The organism is Streptomyces sp. NPDC060366 (assembly GCF_042725135.1).
In the GTDB taxonomy this organism is placed as follows: domain Bacteria; phylum Actinomycetota; class Actinomycetes; order Streptomycetales; family Streptomycetaceae; genus Streptomyces.
Window position 1 is genome coordinate 13878 of record NZ_JBHXDC010000023.1, and the last position, 20297, is coordinate 34174.

General features: G+C 67.3%; 19 protein-coding genes and 2 pseudogenes. 13 read left to right on the top strand and 8 right to left on the bottom strand.

The features are described from left to right. Positions 1-446: 446 nt before the first annotated feature. On the bottom strand, positions 447-1436 hold the full coding sequence (locus ACFWHU_RS33925) for an NAD(P)-dependent alcohol dehydrogenase (protein WP_387229708.1): 990 nt from the start codon (positions 1434-1436) through the stop codon (positions 447-449). 242 nt (positions 1437-1678) lie between these two features. Between ACFWHU_RS33925 and ACFWHU_RS33930 the strand changes: the two genes are divergently transcribed. Further along, the gene (locus ACFWHU_RS33930) at positions 1679-2167 is read left to right on the top strand and encodes a hypothetical protein (RefSeq protein WP_387229710.1); all 489 of its coding nucleotides are present in this window, start codon (positions 1679-1681) and stop codon (positions 2165-2167) included. Positions 2168-2563: 396 nt separating this feature from the next. Here ACFWHU_RS33930 and ACFWHU_RS33935 read toward each other — a convergent pair whose 3' ends face one another. From ACFWHU_RS33935 to ACFWHU_RS33945, 3 genes are all read right to left on the bottom strand, one after another. After that, complete coding sequence (locus ACFWHU_RS33935) at positions 2564-3118, bottom strand: peptidoglycan-binding protein (RefSeq protein ID WP_387229712.1); 555 nt, start codon at positions 3116-3118, stop codon at positions 2564-2566. Between the two features lie 1232 nt (positions 3119-4350). Next, on the bottom strand, positions 4351-4983 hold the full coding sequence (locus ACFWHU_RS33940) for an SMI1/KNR4 family protein (protein WP_387229714.1): 633 nt from the start codon (positions 4981-4983) through the stop codon (positions 4351-4353). Positions 4984-5536: 553 nt separating this feature from the next. After that, positions 5537-6178 (bottom strand): GNAT family N-acetyltransferase, encoded by a 642-nt coding sequence (locus ACFWHU_RS33945; RefSeq protein ID WP_387229716.1) that lies wholly within the window; start codon positions 6176-6178, stop codon positions 5537-5539. 207 nt (positions 6179-6385) lie between these two features. On the opposite strand from ACFWHU_RS33945, the pseudogene ACFWHU_RS33950 reads away from it, so the two are divergent. The 3 genes and pseudogenes from ACFWHU_RS33950 to ACFWHU_RS33960 all read left to right on the top strand — a co-directional run. Beyond that, a pseudogene (locus ACFWHU_RS33950) lies at positions 6386-6578 on the top strand (sulfite exporter TauE/SafE family protein); the annotation flags it as partial. A 226-nt stretch (positions 6579-6804) separates the two neighbouring features. Beyond that, entirely contained in the window at positions 6805-7365 is a 561-nt protein-coding gene (locus ACFWHU_RS33955; RefSeq protein ID WP_387229718.1) for a GNAT family N-acetyltransferase, read from the top strand. 1 nt (position 7366) lies between these two features. Next, positions 7367-7753, top strand: a complete 387-nt coding sequence (locus ACFWHU_RS33960; RefSeq protein ID WP_387229804.1) for a hypothetical protein — start codon at positions 7367-7369, stop codon at positions 7751-7753. 410 nt (positions 7754-8163) lie between these two features. On the opposite strand, the gene ACFWHU_RS33965 is transcribed toward ACFWHU_RS33960, so the two are convergent. Together ACFWHU_RS33965 and ACFWHU_RS33970 are read right to left on the bottom strand one after the other, a co-directional pair. Further along, positions 8164-8649 (bottom strand): hypothetical protein, encoded by a 486-nt coding sequence (locus ACFWHU_RS33965; protein ID WP_387229720.1) that lies wholly within the window; start codon positions 8647-8649, stop codon positions 8164-8166. A 322-nt stretch (positions 8650-8971) separates the two neighbouring features. Then, a complete protein-coding gene (locus ACFWHU_RS33970; protein ID WP_387229722.1) occupies positions 8972-9439 on the bottom strand; it encodes a zinc-binding dehydrogenase in 468 nt (155 codons plus the stop codon). Positions 9440-9659: 220 nt separating this feature from the next. Between ACFWHU_RS33970 and ACFWHU_RS33975 the strand changes: the two genes are divergently transcribed. From ACFWHU_RS33975 to ACFWHU_RS34015, 9 genes are all read left to right on the top strand, one after another. Next, complete coding sequence (locus ACFWHU_RS33975) at positions 9660-11525, top strand: CocE/NonD family hydrolase (protein ID WP_387229724.1); 1866 nt, start codon at positions 9660-9662, stop codon at positions 11523-11525. A 314-nt stretch (positions 11526-11839) separates the two neighbouring features. Next, complete coding sequence (locus ACFWHU_RS33980) at positions 11840-12265, top strand: hypothetical protein (RefSeq protein WP_387229726.1); 426 nt, start codon at positions 11840-11842, stop codon at positions 12263-12265. Then, positions 12235-13095: a DNA/RNA non-specific endonuclease gene (locus ACFWHU_RS33985; protein ID WP_387229728.1), complete on the top strand. Its 861-nt coding sequence runs from the start codon at positions 12235-12237 to the stop codon at positions 13093-13095. The genes ACFWHU_RS33980 and ACFWHU_RS33985 overlap by 31 nt, the downstream gene beginning before the upstream one ends. Continuing rightward, on the top strand, positions 13092-13637 hold the full coding sequence (locus ACFWHU_RS33990) for a hypothetical protein (RefSeq protein ID WP_387229730.1): 546 nt from the start codon (positions 13092-13094) through the stop codon (positions 13635-13637). Before ACFWHU_RS33985 ends, ACFWHU_RS33990 begins: the two co-directional genes overlap by 4 nt. Positions 13638-13834: 197 nt before the next feature. Beyond that, positions 13835-14197 (top strand): hypothetical protein, encoded by a 363-nt coding sequence (locus ACFWHU_RS33995; RefSeq protein WP_387229732.1) that lies wholly within the window; start codon positions 13835-13837, stop codon positions 14195-14197. A gap of 12 nt (positions 14198-14209) precedes the next feature. Then, a complete protein-coding gene (locus ACFWHU_RS34000; protein ID WP_387229797.1) occupies positions 14210-15064 on the top strand; it encodes an RHS repeat-associated core domain-containing protein in 855 nt (284 codons plus the stop codon). Then, positions 15006-15527, top strand: coding sequence for a YcxB family protein (locus ACFWHU_RS34005; RefSeq protein WP_385795625.1), 522 nt, complete (start codon positions 15006-15008; stop codon positions 15525-15527). Before ACFWHU_RS34000 ends, ACFWHU_RS34005 begins: the two co-directional genes overlap by 59 nt. A gap of 476 nt (positions 15528-16003) precedes the next feature. Further along, a complete protein-coding gene (gene asnB, locus ACFWHU_RS34010) occupies positions 16004-17839 on the top strand; it encodes an asparagine synthase (glutamine-hydrolyzing) (RefSeq protein ID WP_387229734.1) in 1836 nt (611 codons plus the stop codon). A 597-nt stretch (positions 17840-18436) separates the two neighbouring features. After that, positions 18437-19099: a hypothetical protein gene (locus ACFWHU_RS34015; protein ID WP_387229736.1), complete on the top strand. Its 663-nt coding sequence runs from the start codon at positions 18437-18439 to the stop codon at positions 19097-19099. A gap of 173 nt (positions 19100-19272) precedes the next feature. Here the strand turns inward: ACFWHU_RS34015 and ACFWHU_RS34020 are convergent. Next, positions 19273-19527 (bottom strand): annotated as a pseudogene (locus ACFWHU_RS34020) (transposase); the annotation flags it as partial. A gap of 96 nt (positions 19528-19623) precedes the next feature. Then, positions 19624-20058, bottom strand: coding sequence for an MMPL family transporter (locus ACFWHU_RS34025; protein ID WP_387229799.1), 435 nt, complete (start codon positions 20056-20058; stop codon positions 19624-19626). Between the last annotated feature and the right edge of the window lie 239 nt (positions 20059-20297).

Consider the following 20297-nt stretch of genomic DNA (forward strand, 5'->3'; position numbering starts at 1 on the left):
CGCCTGGTCGTGGTGCCGACCGCAGGTCGCGTCGGTGCACGTCGCTCAGGTTCCAGTCGCGGATCGCCGAGTAGCGCCCGTGGTCACCGACCCGTCCGCAGATGACTCACGAGGAGTTCCCGGGAACCCCCCGATCGCTCCGGCGCAATCCGCCAATTGAACCGTGCGACGCGGCGCTCGCGTTCGCGAGACGTCAGTGAAGAGCCACTGTGAGCTTCTGCTGCTGGCGTAGGGCAAGTGCTGGCGGGACTGGATGTAGGCCCGCATGAACTCAGCGACGGGCGCCGGCAGGGGGGACGGCGGATCTTCCAGCCGGACGGCGACGGTAGCCCCGTCGTCGAGGACGTCATCGACCGTGAGGCGGACGATGCGGGTGACGGGTTGGGCGTAGAGGAGGACGAACGCGGCGGCGACCCGGGCCCGCAGGGGTAGGGAGTGGTCGTCCGTCAGTGCACAGTGATCACGGTCTTGCCGCGGGAGTGGCCTTCCTCCACATGCCGCATGGCCTCGGCCGTGTCGGTCAGGGGGTAGGTCCGGCCGACTACGGGGGTGACCTGACCGGCGTTGATGAGCGCGGTCACGGCAAGTAGATCTTCCTGGGCCGGACCGCTCGGGGTTGCCGGGATGATCGGGCGCAGGCTGTGCCGGGTGACTGTGTTGACCGCGGTCAGTTTCAGCATGGAGCCGATTGCCCCGAACACCCGGCCGGGTGAGCCGCCGCCGTTGGCCACCAGGACTCCGGTAGGGGTGAGCGCCCGACGCAGGCGACCGAGGGGCAGGTTGCCCACGTTGTCCAGGATCACGTCGTAGCGAGCGTGTCTTTCGGTGAAGTCCTCGCGGTGGTAGTCGATGACGTGCGTGGCGCCCAGCGAGCGCACCATCTCGGTGCTGCCGGCGCTGCACACCCCGGTGACCTCCGCGTCCAGGCCGGCCGCGATCTGTACGGCGAAGGTGCCCACACCGCCGCCCGCCCCGTTGACCAGTACCCGTTGCCCGGCCCGGACCCGGCTCACCGTCCGGATGCCGCGCAGGGCGGTCACCGCTGCCATCGGCGTGGCTGCTGCCTGCTCGAAGGACAGACGCTCGGGCTTCGGTACCAGCAACTCCACCGGAGCGCATGCGTATTCGGCGAACGCCCCCGCGCAGAAACCCAGTACCGGGGTGCCGGGCCGGAGCCCTCCCGCGCCGGCGCCGACAGCCTCCACCACTCCGGCTGCGTCGATGCCGGCCACGCGGTACTTGGGACGGGTCAGCCCTATGCCGCCCATCAGTCGCGCCGCGTAGGGATCGCCGCGCATCATGTGCCAGTCGTAGGGGTTGAGCGCGGCAGCGTGCACACGTACCAGCACCTGGCCGGCCCCGGCCTGGGGCCGGTCGACTTCCTTCAGCTGCAGGATGTCCGGCGGCCCGAACCGCTCCTGGAGCACTGCCTTCATCGCCCTGCCCCCATGTCCTCGGGATCCGTCATGACCGGCACATGTCCGGCGTACGGGTGAGGGCAACGTAAGAGTGCGCGGTAACGCCGTCAATGGCCGCCGGCCGACAACGCGGCCATCACCCGTATGGCTGGCCCGAAGCGAACCCGGGGGAGCGGGCCTCTCTTCCGAGTTGACGATGCCCAGCTCGGTGTTGGAGGGACCATCCCAGCTCGTGCGGGGAGCACTCTGCCGAGGGGGCGATGCACGCCTGGCGGTGGGGGCCATCCCCGCGGGCGCGGGGATGGCCTTGGGCCTTTCCTCCCGCAGGTGCTCCACTGCTCCAGCGAGACGTCGTCCGGCGTCCACATGGTCGGCGAACAACACAGTCCTCGCCCCCTCTCGGAAGAGACGGCAGGCGCATCCGTGCTCTCGGATCAGCTCTGTTCGCGGTGTTCCGCAGCTCGGGGCGCCCCTTCGCCCTGGTCACCAACCCGACCTCGCGGACTCGCGCCTCGATCGCCGAGCGCCTGGCCGGGGCGGGGTTCCCCGTCACCGTCGACGACATCCTCACCGCGCCGGCCGTCACAACCGCGTATCTGCGCGAGCGAGCCGGCAGCGCCAAGCCGCCGCGCCCGGCGGCATCCCGGTGCCCGGTTCGGGTACACCGCGGCGGTCGGTACGACCGACGACGGGCGCTTCCGGCGACTCACCGTACATCTGCAAGACCATCGAATGCCCGCCGCGACTGAGCTGAGCCGAAGCGCGGTAGTTGTCACCAAGGCAGGCTTGTTGCCACCAGCGAGGCCGTAGGTGCACGGAAGGCTGACCGTTCCGACAGAACTCTGAGCTCCGCTGAGCGCGGCGCGTTCCTCAGGACGGAACAGATGGGGATCTTGAGGTCGTGTGCCACTCTTGTCGGCGCTGTACTCGATGCAGGCGACATCCAGACGGTCGGCGAGATCGGTGAGCGCCTGGGCGAACTTCTGGGGAGTAGCGGTGTCGTGATCGCCCTTGGCCGGACTTCCTCGGTGCTGACCAGTGGTCGGCGTTCGTATCGGCCGTCAAGGGCGACGCCTTACGCTGCCGAAGCCCCGCCGTCGGTCTGGCGGGGCTTCGCCGCAGTCAGGCACGCGCACGGGCAGGGGTCAGCTACAGGTCCTGGTGTTGTAGGAGGCCCACCGGATGCTGCTGCCGGGCTCCGCGAACCCCCAGTTGCCGGCGGAGCTGCTGCGCACCATGAAACTCGTGTTCTTGCCGGCGTAGCCGCCGTACCAGAACCCGTCGGGGCTGCGTTCGGTGTTGCTGTTGTTGAGCCTTTGGCCTGCCTTGGTCCAGGTGTTCCTGCCGGCCGAGCCGTCGGCGACCAGCCCGCGGTCCCGCTGCCACCGGACCGTGGCGGCATGGGTCTGATCGCCGAATATGCCGTCGATGTCAGAGGCGGACATGTAGCCGTCCGCCCAGAGTACGGTCTGCCACAGGCAGGCGACGTTGGAGTTCCGGTGGGTGCTGACGTTGACGACGCCCTCGTTGTTCCAGTCGCCGTTCGTCATGCTGCCCGAGCCGTTGACGTAGGCGCCGCCATGGTAGGTGCCGCTGGCAGCTGCGGGGGTGGTGAGGGCGGCGCTGATGCCGAGAACGAGGGCTGCGGCGGTGAGGGGAGCGGCGGCTCGGCGGAGGCTGCGGGTGCGGGACGATGACATGGTTTCTCCAGTGAGTGCCGTGCATCAACGTGCAGATCAGGTGGGTTGGTGTGAGCGTGTGTCAGCGTCCCGCGAGGGGCCAATGTTGGAGATGACACAAGGGGCCCGGTACGCAGCACGCACCGTGGCCCGGGTCATGAACGGAAACGTGAAAGTGAGGTCATGCGCGCCCGCCACGGGCGGGTGTCAGCCCCGTACGACGGGCACGGTAGCCCGGATCGGTCGCTGAGCGTGCCGGTCGTTTGGCCCACAAGGCGTCTTCGTCATCTTCGAACGTGCTGCTAGGAGGCTCTGGTGTGAGGCTCGGTTGGGGTGCTCGTGCTGGTCGTGAGTGGGAGTCCGCGGTCTCGATGGTCTGACGGCGCGGGCCGGAGCGGTTTCGCCCAGCCGGCGCCGCAGGACCAGCGCGTCCCGCCCCGCGAAGGCGTGCTCCCGCCAACGGGCGGCAACCATGCAGCGCCAGGCGACGGCGACCTCGGCGGCTGCGGCGAACGACTCCTGATCCGGATCCTTTCTCGTGACGGAAAGGCTGCTGAACGAGCACTTGTGACAAGCCGTGCGCCTCGTTTGTGACAACCAAGCTGCTTCGACCGATCCTATTCGCCAGCTCATCCGGCTCTGCCGGTGACAACCACTGAGCTTCGGCTCATGAGCGCTCCAGTTGGCGACTGGAGTGTGCTGTGTCGTGAGCCGTGACACGGAAGGTGGATCCTGGTCTTGATTGTTGACACCGGGTCTTGATGGCTGACGCCGAGGCCGCAGTCTCGCCCCGCCAACGATCGCGATCTTCACCAGAGCCCGTGACTCCCCAGGTCCTGGCTGTGTGAGCCACTAACCTCGCGACCGACTAGGTCGTGTCTTCAAAGTAGCGCCGTCCGTCCGCAGGGCGGGGCGCGTGGCGGCTGGTGCGGTGCATCGCAAGGCGGAGGATCGGTCTTGTGGATGGACCGGCCGTACTTGGCCGACTCCGACAACGCGGCGAGGTGCCGTGCCAGGCGTCGCGGGCCAGGCGGGACTTTGAAGACACGGCCTAGGCCTGTCCGGGTTCCGGTCTACACGCTCCAGCAGCGGCGCGACCGCACCGTCTGGGATGCAGCCGCCGCCTTGCATGACCGGGTGGATCCGTTGCTGCGCGGTATTTCGGCGCGGAGGTTCTTCGCCTGATCAACCTCTTCGATGAGAGCGACGACTCTCTGTTCGACGCTCCGGTAGCGGTCTGCGATGGCTGGTGGTCAGGGCAGCCCGATCGGGGCGGCTTTCAGCGGGTGACCGTTCACCTCGCGGCAGCCCTCTTCGTCCCACCACATCCCACCATGCGTGGTGAGGTAGGGGTGCAGCCCGCGGACGTCTCCGCCTTGATGAAGCGCTTGTGCGACTGTGTGGAGAAGGCTCGCCAGGTCAGGCCAGGATTCGGTGAAGTCGCCGCCACCGCTGTGGCCCGCCCAGCCGAGGCGCCCCGTGTCAGGGCCGGGACGTTGGTCGATGATCTGTGCCGCGCCATCGGCGCTCTCAGCCCAGGGAACCCAGAGTGGGTGCCACCAAGGCTCGTCTTCCCAAGGGCGCGGGGTCAGTCCGTCGTTCTTTGCCGCGACCTCCATGCAGGTCTGCCAATGCTCCACGATGCCGTTCAAGGCGAGTGGGGACTGCTCCGGCAGGATGGTTGTCCAGGTGCTCACGCCGTTGTGGCATTGCAGAGACTCAACGAGATCACCGGGGACCCGTGCGCCGAGGATCCGCTCCGCATGTCGAATCTCGTCCGGTGTCGCTGGTGGATTGAGGAGTGCGAAATCGGCGGCCACGTGCGTCTCCAGCCAGGCATCGATCAGGCGCCAGGATTCCGACGGGGGCAAGATCAGCTGTGCCATGGCGCCCATCCTGCCCCACACGTCTGACAACGCCCCTGCCGGCCGATGAGGCGAGGTCAGCCGGCGGTCTGTCGTTCGGCCCGGATCGACCGCGTGGCAACCGCAGTTCAGAGCACATGCGAGGCAGCGCGCGACTGCCTCGGGCGGGCTCGTCGTCAGCTTCCGGGCCATCCTCGGCTTCACCGCGAACGGGTCCTCCGATGACGCGCCGGTACGGGACCTCAGCATCACCGTGTCGCCCTCCCACGCGGCCCTCATCCTCGCGGCGCGGGAGGAGGCTGTGACGGACACCTACCTTCACGCGGCGGTCGCGGAGGCCGTCGCTGACGCCACTGCGGAAGACACGACAGGTGGGGCCGGACACCACTGCCTCCGGTCCCACCACACCGCCCAGCTTGGTGTTCTTTGTCAGCGAAGTAAGCCAGTTGAAGTGCCGTCTCACCTCGGCGGACCAAGTTGCGTGGCAAGGACCCCGAGGACGGTCCCGTCAGTTGTTCTTCTCAGCGAGGTGAACCCGGCCCGCGCTCGTGGAGTTTGCCGATCAGCGGCACCCCTATGACGCGATAAGGAGCGCCTCCGCGCCGACTGGCCGGAATCCGGCGGCCTGGAAGGCGCGTACGCTGCGCGCGTTGCCCGCAGCCTGCTGCGACCAGACCGGCTCCCCGGCGGGCACGAGATGCCGCGCGGCCGTCGCCAGCGCCCGACCCAGGCCCCGGTGGCGTACCTCCTCGTCCACCTCGATCGCCGTCTCCCAGCGGCCCGCCACGCCCCGGCCGAGAATGACCACCCCGCCGTCGGCCGCCCAGACGCGCACGTCATCCCTGCGTTTGCGTGCCCTCAACACCCGCGGATGGTCCGGGTCCGCGATCTCGCGCAGTTCCAGCGGGAGTTCGCCCGGCAGGGAGGCGGCCACCGTCAGCAGGTCGATCGTGTCGGTTGACCGACCGGTACGGCCCAAAAGGGCGGCCAGGAAACGCGGGTTCATGGTGCCCGCCAACTCGTCGCAGTCCAGGGACGCCAGCGTTTCACGCACCCACAGCGAGTCCTCGTCGGTGAACACCACGGAGTGCGCGGTGAACGCGATCACTCCGGCGTCGCGGTGGCTCGGCTGCGGCACCACCGTTGTGGTGCCGTCGGGCGGTGGGAACTTCCCGCGTGCCGCCGCATCCAGTATCTCCGCCAGAGTCTGGCCCATGTTCGCGTCGCTCCCCCTTGAAGCTGTATCCCGGTTCGCTCCGTGATCAGGTTGCCACGCTCACGAAAAAAAGCGGACTCGCCGGTAAGGAAGCCGGGACGACTGGGTTCGCTGTCAGACGCCTCGATTGGATGACAGCGGACACTTGGCCTCGTTCACAAGTCTGAGCCTGGACCGCAGTTGTTCATCACTTCGGGAGGCGGTTGGATCGGGCCGGGGCCGACGGAGTTGCTCGGGTTCGTCGCCGGGCTTCTGATTTCGGTGGCCACCTCGCCCGTGGGCGTTTTCCGGAGCGGTCTTCCTCCTGCCCGTGCAAGTCAGTGTCCTAGGCGTGCCGAGTCCGGCAGTGACACTGACGAACCTGCTGTACAACGTCGTGGCCGCCGGCGACGGGTCGGTCCGCTGGGTGACGGTTGGGCTGCGATGCCAGAAGGACGGCGCCGTGGGCGTTTACGCCGACCGGAAGATCGACTACGTTCCCACGGATCACCTCCTGACCATGGTCCAACTTGCCTGACCACGTGCCCGTCGAGCACATCCGCTCAGCTAATCGATCCCGCTCATGGCACGACCGACGAGATCGCGATGCGATGCGCCCACGAACTCATCAAGGAGCGAAAGACCCGATGGACGACAGACCGACGTCCCCTGTAGGCGACGACGACGTCGAGCTGCGGTCCCACACACCGGCGAGTCTTGAACCCTTGCTGCGCTGGAAGAACGACATCGAGATCCAGCGGCTCAGCGACCACGAGACACACACGTACAGCCGCGAACAGGTGGCCGCGACGCTGGAGCGGTGGATGCGTCCCAGCGAAGACACCGTTCACCTCGCGATCGGGCTCGCCGACCGCGCGGAACCCATCGGGTTCCTCCACCTGGCGCTCATCGAACGGGAGCACCGACGGTGCCGGCTGGGCATCGTCATCGGTGAGAAGGACCTGTGGGGGCACGGCTACGGGCACCTGGCGGTGGTGAAAGCGGTCGACCACGCCTTCGATGTGCTCGATCTCGAGCGGATCACCGCGGAGGTTTTCGCCGACAACACGCGGTCCGTGCGGCTACTCGAAGGCGCCGGCTTCGTGCGCGAGGGCGTCATGCGCGAGAGCATCCACCGCGACGGGCGACGCATCGACGAGCTGGTCTTCGGACTGCTGCGGCACGAATGGACTGGAGGACCCAAGTGACGTGCGCGGAGACGGCGGGGGCACGAGCAGCCCGAGCACCAAGGACCATTTCCCGGCCGAATGCTCATGTCCTGTTGACCAGTTGAAGCCTGCCCAGGTGGGCGATGATGTCGCGGTGAGTCTGGACCTGAGCAACTACGAACTCCTCTGGCCTGCAACGCTGTTCGCGTCCGAGGACGAGCGTGTCCTTCGTTCGTCGAACACGGCATGGGAGGACCACTGCTCAGGTGAGGGCAGGAAAGGGCACCTGATGGCTGTCTGCCTTGGTCAGGTGCCCTTTTTTGGTGCCTGGAAGAAGCCGCCCAGCTTCTTCGGTGAGTACGACACCAGCAAGTTCTTCGTCTGCTGGTGGTACAGCTGTCGCGCTGGTGGCGACCAGCGGAGATAGCGGTTGATGGCGCGATCGGGGCAACGCCGGCCCGTGCATGGGCCGGATCTTGCTTCCGGCCGTCCGCGTTTTGGTTGCGTTGCGATGGGAACTACGCCGGCGCCCGCCTACCGGCTCCTGAAACTTGCTTACTCTTTCCCGACTCACTGATGAGTAGTCAGGTCCTGCCATCGGCACGTGGTCATGCTTGATGCCGTACGGTCATTGGAACGATGCTGGCGGCTTCTCGCGGACAGCTGTGCCGACGGTGCTGGTCAGATGGCGAGCACCCAAGCCTTGGCAACGGCACGGTGGATAATCGGTCGGGCTGCGCTTCTGACCACGGGTGTCGAGACCCTGGAATTCGAACCGACAACAAAAGGCGGACCAAACCCAGAAGGACGCCCTTCAACAAGAGGCTTCATAGACAGCTAGGCCCTGTCTTTTTGACCGTCTACAGGCTGGGGCGTTTGCGGGTGGTCCATGGTGGTGCTGTCAGGATTCCGCCCGAAGGCGGCCTCTGGAACGGCTGGGAGGTCTTCCTCGGGGACCGTGGTGCGCACGTCCGCCAGAACTTGAGGAAAGTCGTCATCATCGATGACGCCCATGTGCTCCTGACGGAGTTGGTAGATGATCTCGACGAGGTTCGGTCCCAGCCGCATCCAGGCACGGGAGGTACGGATCTCTTCATCGACCTGGTGCATGAACCAGCGCATGACTTCGTAAGGGACGTCGGCGTGCCCTACGTGCGGGTTGAAGCACACCGTCGGCTCCCGTGCCGGATCCTCGTCGGGGACGATTGCGGTCACGAGAGTCCGTTGCCCGGCCACGAGATCCAGTTCCAGATACCAGGCGTCATCGGGCACGGAGTACATCGTGGTGATCGCGTAGTCGCCGCCGGGGTGTCGAAAGACCATTGCCGCATGCTGCCACGCTGGACTGAGGAGGCGCCCCTCCAAATTATGCGGCCCGACGGCCCTACCCCCGGGCCCAGATGAGAATGGCAGCCAAGTAGAGCGCTGCCCGGTACAGGATGGCAAGCTTGTCCGTTCGCAGAGCCAGACCCCGCCGACCTGATCTCCACCCACCCCGCGCTGTGACCATCCTCATGAACTCAACGCCCTCGCCATACAGACCACTTGGCCGTAACCACGTCAACGACCGCAATCGCGCCCGGGAACTTGAGCAGGCGGGGGAACATGCGGAGGCAGCACGCCTTTACGTCCGCTGACCGCCCGATCACAGGACGAGCATGAGCTTGCCGCCGGGCCGACGGGACTGGCTGAGCTTGGCCGCCTCCTGGATCTCGTCGAGCGTGTAGGTGCGGGCCACCGATACGGCGAGGACGCCTTCGTCGGCCAGCCGGGCGAACTCGCTCATCCGGTCGTAGCGCATCTCGATCTGGGTGATCCGGGTGTGGCGGCCGAGGTTCCGGGCCGGCTCTCGCTGGTGGCTTTCGGTGGCGCGCGGAAGAGTGCTTCGGCGTTGAGCGATCTGGTCTGTGGCTCGGTGACGAGGACGCCGCCGTGCGGGCGGCGGCTGCGAATCTGGTGACCGCGATCGGCAGCCACGTCTGCGAGTCCTGCCGTCAGGCCTGATGCACCCTTTGCCGGTCTGCGGACCGAGTCCGCCCCAGCTCGTCCGGGAGAGCCTCCTGGGGCCAGTCTTCCGGGACCCACGACATCTCGTACGCCTGCTGCCCACCATGCGATCCGGGCGGGCTTTCGCCCATACCTGAAAGTGCGCCGCCCCGTTGACGTGATTTAGCGATGATCGTAAGCTGCCTCGCCGTCAGTTCCGGCCATGTCCACGGCGTAACCCCCTGCGACCGCAGGGGATTTGCCGTCGCCCACTCCATCGCAGGTCAGAGCCACCGCCCAACTGTGACACCCGCACTGCTCCGCACCCACAACTCTGGGAGACGCATGTGAAAAGACGTCGCGCGACCACTTGGGCCGCCTCATCAATCGTCGCAGCTCTCGCGTTGACCGGTACGCTCACGGGCCCCGTGGCCGCGGCGCAGGATCGGGCGGGTGAGGTCGCCACCGCGGCCGACCCCGTCACGCACGCGGAGAACGACCGCGTCCCCGAGGGCTCCGTCTGGACGCAGAGCTACTTCCCGTCCTCCGACAACTCCGGCACCGAGCTGCACGCCGACGTCCTGCTCCCGGAGGCATTGGCGAAGAAGAAGAAGCGCGTGCCCGTCATCCTGTCGGTCGGCCCGTACTTCGGCCACTCGGGGCAGACCGGCCCCGAGGACTGGACGCACACCGGTCCCTCGAACCGCTTCCAGGACTTCATCGAGGGCACGGACCTGTTCGACGAGGGGTACGCCTTCGTCATGGTGGACCTGCGAGGCTTCGGCGGCTCCACCGGCTGCCTCGACTGGGGCGGACCGGGCGAGCAGGCCGACGTCAAGGCCGCCATCGACTGGGCGGCCAAGCAGCCGTGGTCCACCGGAGCGGTCGGCATGTACGGCAAGTCGTACGACGCCGTCACCGGCCTCATCGGCAACAACCTGGACCAGCGGGCGCTCAAGGCCGTCGTCGCCCAGGAGCCCGTGTGGGACATGTACCAGTACATCTACTCCAACGGTGTGCCCCGCCCGAACGTCACCGGCACCGCCAACGCCTACAACTCCATAGCCACCGTTGACCAGATGGCGGACGACGACCCGCGCTACCTGGCCAACTCCCGGTGGGAGGAGACCCACCCGGAGTGCCTCACCGAGAACTCGGCCGGATACCGAATAGCCGACCAGCGGGACAAGCACTGGACCTCCCGCGACCTGGCCAGGATGGCCAAGGGCACCGACACCCCGCTGTTCGTCACGCAGGGCTTTATCGAGAACAACACCAAGCCCGAGGAGATGCAGGAGTACCTCGCCAATCACAAGGGCCCCGAGCGCGGATGGCTGGGCCAGTGGGACCACGTGCGTGGCGGCGACCGCACCAGCGACGGGCGCCTGGCCATGGGGCGCGAGGGCTGGTACGAGGAGACGCTCTCCTTCTACGACCAGTACCTCAAGGGCATCAAACCGAAGGTCGACTACCCGGCCTACTCGGTCCAGGACTCCACCGGCACCTGGCGTGCCCAGAAGATCTGGCCTGTCGTGGAACGGTCCGCCGCCCTCCCGCTCGGCGACGGCTCGTACGTTGATGACGGCGGTGCCTCCGCACGCGTAGGCCTTGCCCCGTCGGGCGAGGCGACGCCGCAGCCCCGCGAACAGCCTTCCGGCGAGTGGGACATGGAGAACGCTCCCGCGCTCGACCCGGCCGCGCCGAAGGGCCTGGCCAAGGGGCAGGCGAAGCGCCAGACAGCCGGTGAGATCACCTCCAGCTTCTTCGTGTGGTCCAAGCCGGTCAAGCGTGCCGTGCGTGTCACCGGCACCCCGCAGGTCTCCCTGGCCGCCAAGGGCACGGGCAACGTCATGGTCAAGCTGTACGGCGTCGCGCCGGACGGCACCGCCGTCATGTTCGACGAGCAGGTCTCCCTGCTGGACTCCGGCAAGCTGACCGTTGACCTCAAGGCGACCGACTGGACCCTGGCCTCCGGGCACGTCCTGGCGGTGGAGATCGGCTCCATCCAGACCGGTTCATGGCGCGACACACCCTCCGGCGAGACGATCAAGATCAAGAACGCGCGGCTCGAACTGGCCCTGGACGCCCCGGCCGACGACCGCCCCACCGCCGGCGCCCGCTCACCGTTCCTGGACACCTACCTGCGCCAGTACACGGTGGACCTGCCGGCCGGCCCCGCGTCGTTCACGATCCCCTCCGTCGGGCGCCGCTGATCCCCGGGTCGGCGTCGCCGACCCTGCGCCCACCCGAACAGCGTGCCGCCGCCGATCACCGACGGCGGCACGCTGCTTTCGCCGACCTGACCGAAGTGGTGGGCAGCGGAACGCCAGAGGGGCCAGGTCGGGCGCGTCTGTGCCGAGCGGCTTCGAGTCTGGGTGCGGGTCCGGCCATCAGCGGCGCGGACGAGGCTGGCCCGGCAGCAGTCGGATGGCGAGTACGGATCCGTCGGAATGGGGGATCGCGGTCAAGCCGCCGCGGTGGTTCACCCCTCGGCCAGGCCCAGGGCGCCAAGTACGTCTACGACCCGTTGGACCGCACCACCGCCAAGACGGAGGGCACAGAGACCACCGACTTCAACTACCTCGGAATGTCCGAGGAGATACTCGACGAGCGTGTCGCCGGTGAGATCACCAAGTCGTACCAGTACAGCCCGTGGGGCGAGCGCCTGTCGCAGATCAAGCGCAACAGCGACGGCACCGAAGACCTGGGCGTCTACGGCTACAACGGCCACACCGACACCGAGACTCTCACCGACAAGGACGGCAACACCGCTTCCACGTACGGGTACACGGCCTACGGCAGCAACGACTCCTCCGAGTTCACCGGCATCGACAAGCCCGACGCCGCCCAGCCCGAAAAGGAGATGCACAATTCCTACCGCTTCAACGCGAAGCGCTGGGACGCCGCCAGGGAACCTACGACATGGGCTTCCGTGACTACAGCCCGGGCCTGAACCGCTTCACCTCGCGGGACATGTACAACGGCGCTCTCGCCGACATGCGGCTCGGGTCCGACCCCTTCACCGGTAACCGCTACGCCTTCACCGGCGGCAACCCAGTGAGCAACGTCGAGATCGACGGTCACATCTTCCCGCTCATCCTGGTCGCGATCCCCGTCGTCAAGGTCGTAGCCGTAGCGGTGGTGGCTACGGTCACGACCGCGGTAGTGGTCACGGCGGCTCAGGAGGCCGGCACAGCCATTCGCGAGGCCGCCGAAGAGGCCGGCCAGGACGACGAACCGACGCCCGCCCCTGCTCCCAGGGGCCGCCCGGGCGGCGACACGGGCGGCGACACTGGCAGCGACGACGAGGAGGAGCGCTGTGGCTCCGATCCGAAGTCGTCACGGTTCCAGTACGACGAGCTGGACGGCGAGGGCCGTGCCCAAGGCGCGACGGCGCTTATCTGCCCGAGCGACCTCAAGGCGTCGGGCACGCCGCGCGACGACGGCGGGACGGTGAACGTGTACGGATTCCCGGACCCTGCCCAGAACAAGGACCTCAAGGACAAGGTCATCTTCAACCGCGTGCACATCGTGGGCGACAAGATGAGCGGTGACTGGACCGAGCGCAATCTGTTCACCGGATTCCAGCGGATGAACACCAGTGGAATGCGACGCTGCGAGATCAAGATGGAAAGACAGCTCGCGGCAGGGAACTGGGTGCAATACACCGGAAAGGTCAACTACAGCCATACCGAGGGTATTCCGGACAGTATTACCATGTCCGCCCGCACCGAGAATGGAGTACTGTTCGATAACGTAACGGTCAAGAACATCACGGAATGACAGACGACATGTTGAGGATCGCAGAGCTGGAGGCGGCACTCCCGTCGATGGCGCGGTGGCGTGCGGCTTCGCGCCGCGACGTGGACTGGGCCGCCCTCGAGAGCGGCCTGGGTACCGGGCTGCCTGCGGATTACCGCTCCTTGACCGAGGCGTACCCGACGCTGGTCGTCGACGATTTCCTCATGGTGTCCCTTCCCCGGCCCGGCGCCGAGGCGTCGTGGGCGTCCGGGTCCAGGGAGAACGAGATCCTTCAGGATCTGTACGAGATGGGCGACACCGAGGACTACGTTCCCTACCCGCAGCCGGGAGGCCTGATCTGCTGGGCGGAGTCCTATTCGGGGGACGGCTTCTACTGGAGGACGAGCCCCGCGGACCCGGACGCGTGGCCGGTGGTCGTCCGCGGCGACAACGGCGACTGGTCGGAGTTCCCGGTCGGCGCCGTGGAATTCCTGGTCGGCGTGTATCGGCGCACCATCCATGTGCCAGGCATGCCGAAGAACTTCCCGGGTGATGACCCCCAGGTGCTGGGGCTTGACGGCTGAGCCGTTCCCCTGGCACGCGACCGCCCCCTGGCACATCCAGCGGGCGGTCGCAGTTCAGGTGCGGCTCGTTTGACCGCATCGCCCGCAAGAGGGCGCCGCGATGGACCATCGAACTCACTCCGACGACGGTGTCCCGGCGGGCAACCAGGTCGCGCTCGTCGACTCGACGGGATGTCGCCAACCAGACGGTCGGCGGCGTGACCACGTCCTCGGCGTACGACCGCAACCGCCTGCTGAAGAACACCACGGGTGGAGTGGCGGCGACGTACAACTACGACCCGCTGGGCCGCCTGGACACGGTGTCCTCCAACGGGTCGACGCAGGAGGTGTACACCTACGACGGCTTCGACCGGATGGCCAAGCACACCGCGGGCAGCGGCGGTTCGCAGACGAGGACCTCGTACGTCTACGACGCCTTCGACCGTACGCAGTCACAGACCACGCGAGGACGAGCGGCAAGACCACGGCCTTCACCTATCTGGGCATGGACAGTAAGGGTCCTGCGCGAGGAGGTCGCAGGCAAGGCCACGAAGTCCTACCAGTGGTCGCCGTGGGGTTAGTAGCTGACGCAGATCAAACACAAGGACGACGGCACGACCCGGGCGACGTACGGCTACACCGCGTACGGCTCGGACGAGTCGGGTCTCTTCACCGGAGCGGACAAGCCGGACGCCCAGAACCCGGCGGCGGATCCGTACAACGAGTACCGGTACAACGGGAAGCGCTACGACGCCGCGTCGGGTACGTACGACATGGGGTTCCGCAACTACGACCCGGGGCTGAACCGGTTCCTGACGCGGGACATGTGCAACGGCGCGCTGGCGGACATGACGCTGGGCAGCGACCCGTACACGGGCAACCGGTACGCGTTCGCGGGCGGCAACCCGATCGCGTTCGTGGAGCTGGACGGTCACCTCTTCGGCGTCGACATCTCGGACATCGGGCACGCGGTGCTGGACGTCGCGGGTCAGGTGCCGGTGATCGGTGAGGTCGCCGACGGTGCGAACGCGATCTGGTACGCGGCCGAGGGCAACCGGGTCGACGCCGGAATCTCCGCGGCGGGAATGATCCCTTACGCCGCCCTGGGGCTTCGCGGGCGGCACCTGGGCTGCTGCCGTTCCTGGCGAAGCCCGCACGGGCGGCGGGTGTGCTCCTTTATCGTCGGGTGGCATGGGGACCTCGACGGTTCACCCGCTATGTCCGCCCGCTCGACCGCGTCAAATCTGATGGTGTATAACCGCCCAGTTCCCACCAGACGCATTCGCCCCTCGAAGGCGCACCGAACGAAAGCCTGCTCGCGCGTCACCGCGCTGGTTCGCACCCGGTCGGGCTGGGAACCACCTGACACCGATGCGAGAGGGACGGCGTATGACTGTCGACGGCTCTGTGAAACTGACCTATGTAGTGACATGGCGCGAGATATCTGACGGGCTGAAGATTCAGATGCGCCACAGCCCGGTCGGACGATGGCTCTTCCGCGCTCTGTGGGTACTGGTCGCACTGCTCGGCCTGCTGAGCACAGCCAACCTGTTGACCAGAGGTGTTGATGCCATGGGTTGGGCGGTGTGGAAGCTCCTTCTGACTCTCTGCCTCATCTTCATAGTCCTCCGCTGGCTTACAGCTCTCGCCCTGCTCGCCTACGCCCGGCACTTGGGCGAACACCGCGTAACAATCGACGCGGACGGGATCAGTACCATTTCCGAGCGGCATTCGAATCAGACCAACTGGGGGTTCTACGGGCGCAGCGTCGAGAGCCGCCGGGTATTCGTGCTGCTCACGCCGGACATCTGGGGAACCGGAGTACTGATCCTCCCCAAACGCGGTCTGGGTGACCCGCAGGACTCCGAACAGCTGCGATCGCTGATCACCAAGCATCTCGAAGCCGCGTGACCACACCAAATATGACGAAGAAGCACTGGGCGGCGCGGTCATCCGAGCACCGCCTCGCATCTGCGGCCGAGGGCTCGGACTGACCGCTCCAGGCTGCTGCGTAGCTGGCCCACGAGTTCGAGCGGCGCCTGGCCACTCAGCGCGAACTGGGAGAGGCCGACCCCCGCGAAGCCCAGATCGAGCGCCTGAAAGCCGACCAGGCCACCCTGAAGCGGCGGCTGGCCGAACGTGACGCTGAAGTGGCAGACCTCATGAGGTCCCAGCAGCAGGCTGCCTCCCGGATCGCGGCCCAGTACGCCGAGATCGAACGGCTTCGCCGGGAATCCACCACCTCGCCGAACGTGCGCCGTCCGGGTGAGAGCCGGCGTTTTCCCCGCCCGAACGGCCCCCTGCGCGTGCCGCCCGTGCCATGAAGGTGTCGTAACCGGGAAGCCCTCGGTTGCTCACCGACGATCGTGAGGGGCACGCGCGGTCTCATGTGCGGAATTGCCGGCTGGATCTCCTACGGGCGCGACCTGAGGCGCGAGGGCGCCACGGTGGCGGCGATGAGCAGGACCATGGCCTGCCGAGGGCCCGACGACGAGGGAATGTGGGCGGACGTCCACGTCGCTCTCGGCCACCGGCGACTGGCCGTGATCGACCTCGTCGGCGGCGCCCAGCCCATGACGGTGGACACCGGCGGACAGCCCCTGCTCGTCACCACCTACAGCGGCGAGATCTACAACCACCAAGAACTGCGCGCCGAACTGAGCGGGCTCGGGCACTCCTTCCGTACCGGCAGCGACACCGAGGTCGTCCTGCACGCCTACCTCCGGTGGGGCGAGGAGTCCATCCTGCGGCTGAACGGCATGTACGCCTTCGCCCTGTGGGACGTACGCCGGCAGGAACTGCTCCTGGTACGCGACCGCATGGGCATCAAACCGCTCTACTACCACCTGACCTGCGACGGCATCGTCTTCGGCTCCGAACCCAAGGCGATCCTGGCCCACCCGCAGATCCCCGCGGTGGTCGACGCCGACGGCATGGCCGAACTTCTCACCCTGACAAAAACCCCCGGCCACGCCGTCTACCGCGGCATGCGCGAGCTGCGCCCCGGCCACACCCTGCGCCTACGCCGCACCGGCAGCACCGAACACCGCTACTGGGCCCTGGAGTCGCACGAGCACACCGACGACCTGCCCACGACCATCACGCGGGTACGCGACCTGCTCGAAGACACCGTCGAACGCCAGCTCATCGCGGACGTGCCCCTGGGCACCCTGCTCTCCGGCGGCCTCGACTCCTCCGCGATCACCGCCCTCGCCGCCAGGTCCCTGACCAAGGCGGGACGCGGACCGGTGCGCTCCTTCTGCGTGGACTTCACCGGCCACGACAACGACTTCCGGCCCGACGACCTGCGCCCCACCCGCGACCGGCCCTACGCCCACACCCTGGCCGCGCACGTCGGCGCCGACCACCGCGACATCACCCTGGACACCGCCCAACTGCTCGACACGGCTACCCGGCACCGCGTCCTGGCCGCCCGCGACCTTCCCCACGGTTTCGGCGACACGGACACCTCCCTGCACCTGCTTTTCAAGGCTGTACGCGAGCACGCCACGGTGGCGCTGTCCGGTGAGTGCGCCGACGAGGTCTTCGGCGGCTACCCCTGGTTCCACGACGAGAAGGCCGTCCACGCAGGCACGTTCCCCTGGCTCCACGCCGTACGCCCCGCCCTCGACGCGCGCGAGAGCATCCTCGCACCCGCCCTGCTCCACGCGGTCGACCTCCCCGGATACACCCAGGCCCGCTACCACGAAGCACTCGCCCACGTACCCGCCCTGCCGGGCGAGAGTGGCACGGAACGGCGGATGCGGGAGGTCAGTCATCTGCACCTGACCCGCTGCCTGCAAATCGCCCTCGACCGCAAGGACCGCACCAGCATGGCCACCGGCCTTGAGGTCCGCGTTCCCTTCTGCGACCACCGGATCCTCCAGTACGTCTTCAACACCCCGTGGGCCATGAAGACCTTCGACGGCCGGGAGAAGTCCCTGCTCCGCGCGGCAACATCCGACATCCTGCCCGCCTCCGTCACCCACCGCGTCAAGAGCCCCTACCCCGCCACACAAGACCCTCATTACACCAACGCCCTGCGTCAGACCATGAAAGAACTGCTCACCGACCCGCACGCACCGGTCCGCCCCCTCCTCGACCTCCCCACCGCCGGCCAACTGGTCACCCACGCACCCGGATCCGCCCTGCGCCACGCCGCCGAACTCGCCCTTGACCTCAACACCTGGCTCACCACCCACCGGATCACCCTGCACATCTGAGCAGCGCTCACAGCGCGCTCGGCCAGGCCGACGGTCGCAGAAGCCGGCCGGTCGTACACGTCGGCGGTCAGCGCACTCCCCGCCTTCAGCCATCGGGGTCAAATGAGCCCCGGGGCGGCCGTTTACATCCGACGCGGATCACTTTGGCACTTGTGATGGAGGACCGCCTCGCGTCGCATGACGACGGCCGCTCCGGGCGGCATTTGACCGCTGTGGCTGTAGGTAGAGGAACCGATGAGTTGACAGCCGAGGAGAACGATGGGTCGGCCTCCAGGTCGGTTTGATGGATCCGTTCGATCGGCGTGCGCTGCCGATGTACCTCCACGAACCACGACCTGTTCGAGTGCCGCGGTGGGGCTACCGCAGCCCTGCGCGCGGTCATGTGAGGACCTGGAGGGCGACGTCCTGGTGAGCATCCAGGATGACGTACAGGTCGTCCCGGGTTGGCACCCTCCATCCGGCGCGGCGGCTGCTGAGGGGCGGTTGGACGGCGTCCGCGCGAAGCACGTGGCAGCAGCTACCACGGCGTAAACGGCACCCCTCTTTCTGTCTCGTACGGGGGTAATGCGTACGGGGCGAGCGTGCCAGGGTAGAGGCGTGTCGAAACGGACCATCGCCTTGTGGGCCCTGCCGCCCGTGTTGGCGCTGCCTTTCGCTGTGTGGGAACTGCTCGATGACCCACAGACGCGGCTGACCGGGATGATCCTGCTCGCCGCGCTGGTGGGCTTCGCCGGGGTGTTCGTGATCCCCGCAATTTTTTACGCCCATTCCGAAGGTAGGATGCCCGCCTTTCGCAAGGCCCCCGTCTGGGCGCTGCTCCTGGCCTGGGTCGGTCTGACGGCCGGGGCGCTGGCGACCATGGGATCGATCGAGCGCAACGAGCCGGAGTACGTCTGGAGGTACGGCGAGCCGGGGCAGGTCGAAATGAGCCGCCCGCTGTTCTGCGACGTGATCATGAATGAGTGCAGCGGTCACCGGGCGTCCGAGGAGGGGGTGTCCGTCGTTGTCCGCCTGTCGGAGGAGCAGCTTCAGAGCTACCGTGGCGACGGTGTCCTGGATCGCGACGAGGCCGCGATGCCGGCCTCGGTGGACGCACACATCATGGGCGACCGGGCCACCAGCCTCGAATACGGCGCGCAGCCCGCCGGCTCGGTGGCGCTCGGTAGGATCCCCGCATGGCTCGGCTGGGCCGGTGCCGGGGTGGGGCTTGCGGGTTTCGCGCTCGGGGCGTTGGTCCCCCGCAGGCGCTACTCCTATTGACTTGACGGCTTGAGTGAACGTGCAACTCTGGCATGTCCGCAAGCTGTCACGACTGCCGCGCCAGAGTCTCGCGGGTATCCCGACACTCCGGATGCGTATTCGTGCAGCGGCGCCCGAATCAAGGGCTGTTCATCCGTGATCGGAGGCCCCGGTCCTGAGCATTGCAAGCACGGTCGGGGCCACACCCTGGCCTTGGTCCACTCGGCCAGGCGGCGCCAGCAGGTCATGCCCGAGCCGAAGCCGAGTTCCTGCGGCAGGTACTCCCAGGAGATCCCCGTGTGCAGTACGAACAGGATGCCGTGGAACACGAGCCGGTCCGGATGCCGCTTGCGCCCGGGGTGCCGGGCCCGACGCTCCACCTTCGGCAGCAGCGGCTCGATCGCCGCCCACAACTCGTCGTCGACTTCCCACGGTTTCGGCCGTGCCATCCCACACTCCCAGATCATCAGTCCTGGAGCGATCGAACCACCTTGAAGATCATTTCGTTAGGACTTCTAACTCCGCTTTCGCCCGTCGGCTTCTCGTCACGTGTGCCCGGCGTCCCGCAGTCCGAAGCGGCGGTGGAAGCGGGCCAGCGGCCCCGGCGCCCACCAGTTGGCGCGCCCCGCGAGGCGCATGAACGCGGGCACCAGCGCGCCGCGTACGAGCGTCGCGTCCATCAGGACCGCGACCGCCAGGCCCAGACCGATGGCCTTGAGGTACGAGATCCCCGACAGGACGAAGCCCAGCCACACGATGGCGATCAGTCCCGCCGCGGCGGTCACCATCGCACCGGTGCGCTCCAGCCCGCGCGCCACGGCGAGTTGGTTGTCGCCCGAGCGGTCCCACTCCTCCTTGATACGGGAGAGCAGGAAGACCTCGTAGTCCATCGACATGCCGAACGCGATGCAGAACAGCAGCACCGGCACGGTCCAGGTGATCGTGTCGGTGACCGTGAAGTCGCCGACGAATCCCTCCAGATGACCGTCCTGGAAGCCCTACACCAGCACGCCAGGTCGGACGGTGCAGTAATTCGCTGCGACTAGGGCTGCGCGTGATTCGCAGTCTCGCGGCACATCAGACTTCTTGGCTGGCATGGTCGCTGAGTAGGAGGCCCCCTCTGCTGGATTCGATCTGCCCGCTTCACTTCTTCCGCTCTCTTTGTGCTCGGCGCGCTGAGCGCTTGGTCCGGCCAGGTGGCGGGTGACTACAGTGCTGT

Bases quoted from the DNA above. Each gene is read 5' to 3' on its own strand.
- ACFWHU_RS33940 (WP_387229714.1), bottom strand. From the start codon at position 4,983: ATGGCACAGCTGATCTTGCCCCCGTCGGAATCCTGGCGCCTGATCGAT.
- ACFWHU_RS34005 (WP_385795625.1), top strand. From the start codon at position 15,006: ATGACTGTCGACGGCTCTGTGAAACTGACCTATGTAGTGACATGGCGC.
- asnB (WP_387229734.1), top strand. From the start codon at position 16,004: ATGTGCGGAATTGCCGGCTGGATCTCCTACGGGCGCGACCTGAGGCGC.
- ACFWHU_RS33965 (WP_387229720.1), bottom strand. From the start codon at position 8,649: ATGGTCTTTCGACACCCCGGCGGCGACTACGCGATCACCACGATGTAC.
- ACFWHU_RS33945 (WP_387229716.1), bottom strand. From the start codon at position 6,178: ATGGGCCAGACTCTGGCGGAGATACTGGATGCGGCGGCACGCGGGAAG.
- ACFWHU_RS33955 (WP_387229718.1), top strand. From the start codon at position 6,805: ATGGACGACAGACCGACGTCCCCTGTAGGCGACGACGACGTCGAGCTG.
- ACFWHU_RS33985 (WP_387229728.1), top strand. From the start codon at position 12,235: ATGGGCTTCCGTGACTACAGCCCGGGCCTGAACCGCTTCACCTCGCGG.
- ACFWHU_RS33970 (WP_387229722.1), bottom strand. From the start codon at position 9,439: ATGGTGGGCAGCAGGCGTACGAGATGTCGTGGGTCCCGGAAGACTGGC.
- ACFWHU_RS33935 (WP_387229712.1), bottom strand. From the start codon at position 3,118: ATGTCATCGTCCCGCACCCGCAGCCTCCGCCGAGCCGCCGCTCCCCTC.
- ACFWHU_RS33930 (WP_387229710.1), top strand. From the start codon at position 1,679: ATGCACGCCTGGCGGTGGGGGCCATCCCCGCGGGCGCGGGGATGGCCT.
- ACFWHU_RS33925 (WP_387229708.1), bottom strand. From the start codon at position 1,436: ATGAAGGCAGTGCTCCAGGAGCGGTTCGGGCCGCCGGACATCCTGCAG.
- ACFWHU_RS33990 (WP_387229730.1), top strand. From the start codon at position 13,092: ATGACAGACGACATGTTGAGGATCGCAGAGCTGGAGGCGGCACTCCCG.